The sequence below is a fragment of the Anaerotalea alkaliphila genome, assembly GCF_010179735.1.
GTDB lineage: Bacteria > Bacillota > Clostridia > Lachnospirales > Vallitaleaceae > Anaerotalea > Anaerotalea alkaliphila.
In genome coordinates this window covers 1-5,331 of record NZ_JAAEEH010000070.1, presented here as the reverse complement: position 1 = coordinate 5,331, position 5,331 = coordinate 1, and the positions used below count along the sequence as shown (strand labels likewise).

General features: G+C 50.6%; 5 protein-coding genes. All 5 read right to left on the bottom strand.

What is annotated here, in order from left to right; translation table 11 throughout:
• Positions 1-247 (bottom strand): FGGY family carbohydrate kinase (locus tag GXN74_RS14045; protein ID WP_246208715.1); only part of this gene is annotated, 247 nt, incomplete at its 3' end.
• A gap of 34 nt (positions 248-281) precedes the next feature.
• Complete coding sequence (locus tag GXN74_RS14040; RefSeq protein ID WP_162371561.1) at positions 282-1,322, bottom strand: NAD(P)-dependent alcohol dehydrogenase; 1,041 nt, start codon at positions 1,320-1,322, stop codon at positions 282-284.
• Positions 1,323-1,406: 84 nt separating this feature from the next.
• Complete coding sequence (locus tag GXN74_RS14035; protein WP_162371560.1) at positions 1,407-2,423, bottom strand: sugar ABC transporter substrate-binding protein; 1,017 nt, start codon at positions 2,421-2,423, stop codon at positions 1,407-1,409.
• Positions 2,424-2,480: 57 nt separating this feature from the next.
• Positions 2,481-3,464 carry an ABC transporter permease gene (locus tag GXN74_RS14030; protein ID WP_162371559.1) on the bottom strand — a complete coding sequence of 328 codons (984 nt, stop codon included), beginning with the start codon at positions 3,462-3,464 and terminating at the stop codon, positions 2,481-2,483.
• On the bottom strand, positions 3,461-4,975 hold the full coding sequence (locus GXN74_RS14025) for a sugar ABC transporter ATP-binding protein (RefSeq protein ID WP_162371558.1): 1,515 nt from the start codon (positions 4,973-4,975) through the stop codon (positions 3,461-3,463). The genes GXN74_RS14030 and GXN74_RS14025 overlap by 4 nt, the downstream gene beginning before the upstream one ends.
• Positions 4,976-5,331: the final 356 nt, after the last annotated feature.

Below are 5,331 nucleotides of genomic sequence, written 5' to 3'. Positions count from 1 at the left end.
GCCCGTGCATCTGGCCGCTGAAGCCGATGGCGCCGATGCCGTCCCTGGGGATCCCGCAGGTTTCCACCAACTCCCGGACGGCTTCCACCGTACTGTCCCACCAGTCTTCCGGGTCCTGCTCCGCCCACTTCTCCTGGGGAAAGGAGACGGGATATTCCTTTGACACATCCCCCACGATGGCGTGGCTTTCGTCCAGCGCCAGCACCTTCACGGAGGATGTCCCCAAATCTATGCCTAAATAGACCATACTGCACCTCGTATTCCTATCATGGGATGTCGGATCAATTGATTCTGATCACTGCCTTTACCACATCTTTTGCATTGTTTACAACGAAATCAAACGCTTCCTTGACGTCCTTGAAGTCGAATTCATGGCTGACCACATCCTTAATTGGAATGGAGCCGCTTGCAATGGCGTTGATTGCAGTCGGATACAGATTCCTGTATCGGAAAATCGTCTTGATTTGCCCTTCTTTGCCCATCAGCTTCATGAAGTTGAAGGAAGTCTCGTCTTCCGCTGTCATTCCCACAAGCACGATCGTTCCTCCCCGTTTGACTACGTCCGCTGTCTGTTTGACCGTAATCGCCACCCCCGCTGTTTCAATCACAACATCGGCGCCTCTTCCGCCCGTCAGCTCCTCCACCGTTTTGACAACATCCCGTTCCTTGGGATTGACCGTATGGGTTGCTCCCAGCTTCTTGGCGGTTTCCAGCCGATTCTCCAGCACATCGACCACAATCACATTCGATGCCCCCCTTGCCTTGGCGGACAAAAGGCTTGCCAATCCGATGCAGCCTGTCCCGAAGATCAAAACCGTATCCCCAAGCTTGACCTCGCCCATGCCGGTTGCATGCAGCCCAACAGAAAGCGGTTCAACCAAAGCCCCTTCCATGTTGGAGACGTTTTCCGGCAATTTGAAGCACATGTCTTCCGGATGTGTGACATAATTGGCGAACACCCCATGATAGGGTGGTGTCGCGAAGAACTCCACATCCGGACACAAGTTGTATTTGCCGGATTTGCAGAATTCACATTTGCCGCAAGTCTTCCCTGGTTCCAGCGCAACCCGGTCTCCAACCTTCAGCGACGTGACTGCGGAACCGACCTCCACCACTTCGCCTGCGCATTCGTGCCCCAAAATGAAATCGCCCTCAACTACATAATCCCCTATCCTGCCATGCTGGTAATAGTGTACGTCCGATCCACAGATGCCGACCACATCCACTTTTATCAGCACTTCGTTGTCTTCGGGAACCGGTACGGGGATTTCCTTCCATATCATGTCGTTGGTGCCATGCATGAATACCGCTTTATTTGTCATTTCCATTTGCCTCCATTCTACAATTTATGGTACGTGGACAATATGCATGTCCACGTACCCGTTGTTTTAAGCTGATGAAGCCAACTACTGCAAGGCCCCTGCTTTTTTATGCATTTCAATGTATTGGTCGACATTGTCCTGGTTGATCAGAGGGCAGTCGATGTCCGTGTCGATCTGCGTTTCTTGGCCGGTCACCAACTTGTCGACGGTGACCAACAGGGAAGAGGCCAAATCATAAGCGCTTTGCAGACTTGTGGATGTCATCAGACCGTCTTTTATCAGCAGGCAGGCTTCCGCAGTCCCGTCGACACCATAGGCCAGAATCTCAGCAAATGCAGGATTTCCTTTGACGACTTCGATTGCGCCGGCCGCCATGTTGTCGTTCATGGCAATGATGGCGTCGATTTTGCTGTTTGCCTGCACCCATGTTTCCATGAAGTTCATGGCTTCATCCTTGTTCCAGTTTGCGATTTCTTCTCCGACGATCTTGACATCGGGACGTTTTTCAAAGAACTCTTTCTGCCAGCTTTCACGTCTTGCATCCGCATGGAAATTTCCTGGAGGGCCAAGAAGCACAACCACATTTGCATCCTGGGGAATCTGTTCGATCGCTGCCTGGGCATTGACAGCTGCCTGGGCGTACGGGTCCGCGTCTACCGAAGATGCCCCTTCGATGCCGCTGATCCGTGCATTGGTGGTGATGGTGACGATTCCTGCGGCAACCGCTTTCTCCACGTAAGGCCTTTGTGCCTCACCGTTGTTGGGTTGTACGATGATCGCATCGTATTTGTTGGCGATCGCATTTTCGATGAGGCCGTTTACCGTGTCGTCCGCGGCCTGGCCGTCGAACACATCCAGTTTGATGTTGTCGTATTTGCCCGCTTCTTCCATGACCGCGTTTGCCAACCAGGCGGCGAACGCGTCCGCCTGGGCTCTTGCGATGTAGGCTACCCTGTACACCTTTTCCGATCCCTCTCCTTGTGCAGACCCGGCAGCTTCTGTGCTTTGTCCAACCACCGGCGTTTCTTCAGGTTTGCTGCATCCGGTAAAAATGGATGTCAAGAGAGCGACTACGAGTGCAATGACCATGATTTTTTTCATTTTCTTCCTCCTGAATTCGTTTTTTATTTATCTGGATTGGATTTCTCCCTATGCAGATCATTTGGCTTCCACATTGACCACTTTAGGCTTTGTGCGTCTCGATTTGGACCAGATGTCGTAGATGACCGCCAGTGCGATGATGGCCCCACGTACGATCTGCTGGAGATAGGAGTTCACCCCCATGAGGACCATGATGTTGTCCAGCACCCCAACGATGAAGGCACCGGCCAAGGTGCCGGATGCGGTTCCTATCCCTCCTGAAAAACTGGTCCCGCCGATGACTGCGGCCGTCAGCGCCTTGAATTCATATCCGATCGCACCGTTGGGCATCCCTCCGTTGACACGGGACATGAACAGGATTCCCGCCAAACCTACGAGCACCCCGTTGATGGCGAAGGCCACCATTTTGATTCTGTTGACATTGATGCCCGACGCGTTGGCGGCTTCTTCATTTCCCCCGATTGCATAAATGGAACGCCCGAATATGGTATGTTTCAGGATGTACCAGGTTATGAACAACGTGAGGACCATGAATACGATGGGAGAAGAAACCCCAAGGATCTTTCCCTGTCCGAAGATGACATAATCCCCGATCTGATAGATGTTCTGTCCGTTTGTATACAGCAGCGCCGCCCCTCTGGCCATGGCCATCATCGCCAAGGTCGCTATGAAGGGGGGGGTCTTGAATTTGGTGACCATCAGCCCGTTGAGCATATTGCATCCCACACTGGCCGCAACGCCCACAATGAAGGCGAGCGTCAGGGATCCTGTGGCCACATAGGTGGATACCGAAAGCACACCGGAGAATGCCAGCACGGAACCGGATGACAGGTCCAGCATGCCTGAGATGATGAGTATGGTCTGCCCGAATGCCAGGATGGTTCCCACCGCAATTTGTGTTGAAATGTTGCTCAAGTTCCCTACGGAAAAAAAGTTCCTGTTGGCCATCCAACTGACGAGCACCAGCACAATCAACACCAGGTAGATGCTGTACTTGCTTTTGATGTCCGACCATATTTTTTGCTTGTCCAATGTCCTCATTCTTTCACCTCCTGGACTTTCGTTGCCGTTGCATAGCGCATGATGTTTTCCTGTGAGAACTCATCCTTTTTCAGCATACCCATTATTCTCCCTTTGGCCATCACATAGATGCGGTCACACATCCCAATGAGTTCCGGCAATTCCGAAGAGACCATGACGACCGCTTTCCTTTCCTTTGCCAAGTCCGTAATCAATTTGTAGATTTCATACTTGGCACCCACGTCGATTCCCCTCGTCGGCTCATCCAAGATCAGGACATCCGGATCCGTCAGGAGCCATTTGGCAAGGATCACCTTTTGCTGGTTCCCGCCACTCAGTGCCGCGATGGGTGTTTCGAAGGTGGGGGTCTTCACATTCATCTTTTCACAATATTCTGCGGCGATTTCTCTTTCTTCTTTGGAATGGAGCGCTCCCTTGTAGATTATTTTTTTCAAGTTGGACAGGGACACATTTTCCCTTACGCTGCGCATGGGGATGATCCCATAACGCCTTCTGTCTTCAGACAGCATGACCATTTTCAGGTCAATGCTGTGCCTGACATTTTTTATTCTGACCTCTTTGTCGCGTATGGATATTTTCCCTGACTGATAGGGATCCAGTCCGAAAATCGAACGCATCACCTCCGTCCTCCCCGCTCCCATCAGACCTGCGAAACCCACGATTTCACCTTCCTTGACATGAAAATCCACGTCCTTGAAATTCCCTTCATTGGTGAGTCCCTCCACTTCCAGAATCTTCTCCCCTATGGGGATCATTTCTTTCGGGAAGTTGTTTTTGATCTCCCTTCCTACCATTTGTGTGATGACCGTATCCAGGTCGTATTCTTCTTTCCGTCTGGAATCGACTACGGTCCCGTCCCTGAAAACCGTTATGTCGTCCGCAATCCTGAAGATCTCATCCATCTTATGGGAAATGTAGATGATGCATGCACCGCGTTCCTTCAATTCGTTTATTTTCCGAAAAAGGACCTCAACCTCCGTTTGTGTGATGGCGGATGTCGGCTCGTCCATGATGATGATGTCCGAATTGTAGGAAACCGCCTTCAGGATTTCCAGCATCTGGATATCCGATACGGAGAGGTCTTTGAGCTTGGTCTCCGGCGCATATAGGAGTTTTTCCTTTTCCAGCACCTCCAAAGTCCTTCTCCTTATTTCCTTCCAGTCCACTTTGCCGAAGCGGTCCCTGGGCCAATTCCCCACCACCAGCATTTCCTCGATCGTCATCTCCGGCATATAGTTCAGTTCTTGGAAGATCATGGAAATTCCCAAATTCCTGGCTTCAATGGGATTCTTCACTTCCACCGGCTTTTCATCGATAAGGATTTCTCCCGCATCCTGCTTGTAGATTCCATTGATTACTTTCATCAGGGTCGATTTGCCTGCACCGTTCTCTCCGCAAATGACATGTACGGTTCCTTTTCTAACCGTGAAGTTGATTCCATCCAGCGCCTTGACTCCAGGGAAATGCTTCTCGATACCGGATACCCGCAATTTGATTGTATTGTCCGCCATCCATCGCTCCTCCTTTCATTCTTTATGCATTTTTTCTCTGTTGTTGTATGCGTTCATTCTATCCCATAATAATGCCCAAACAAATGCTTCAGATTGCGTTCTTTGTGCACACTATTGCCGGTTTGTGTCATTGAAGCACATCACAGCCATGGCCTTTGCACAAAATTGTTCTGCCTTTATCCCGGATTGCTGTGCATGGATTTTGGGCAAAAAAAAAGCGCTGCCCAAGGAGGCCACTGAAAAACATCATAGTTTTTCGTAGCCGCAAATTTAACCAAACAAAAACCCACCATGACCTGAAACGTTTTCAGGTCATGGTGGGTTTTTCATGTCTGTTTGTTGCCTATGATGCTTTT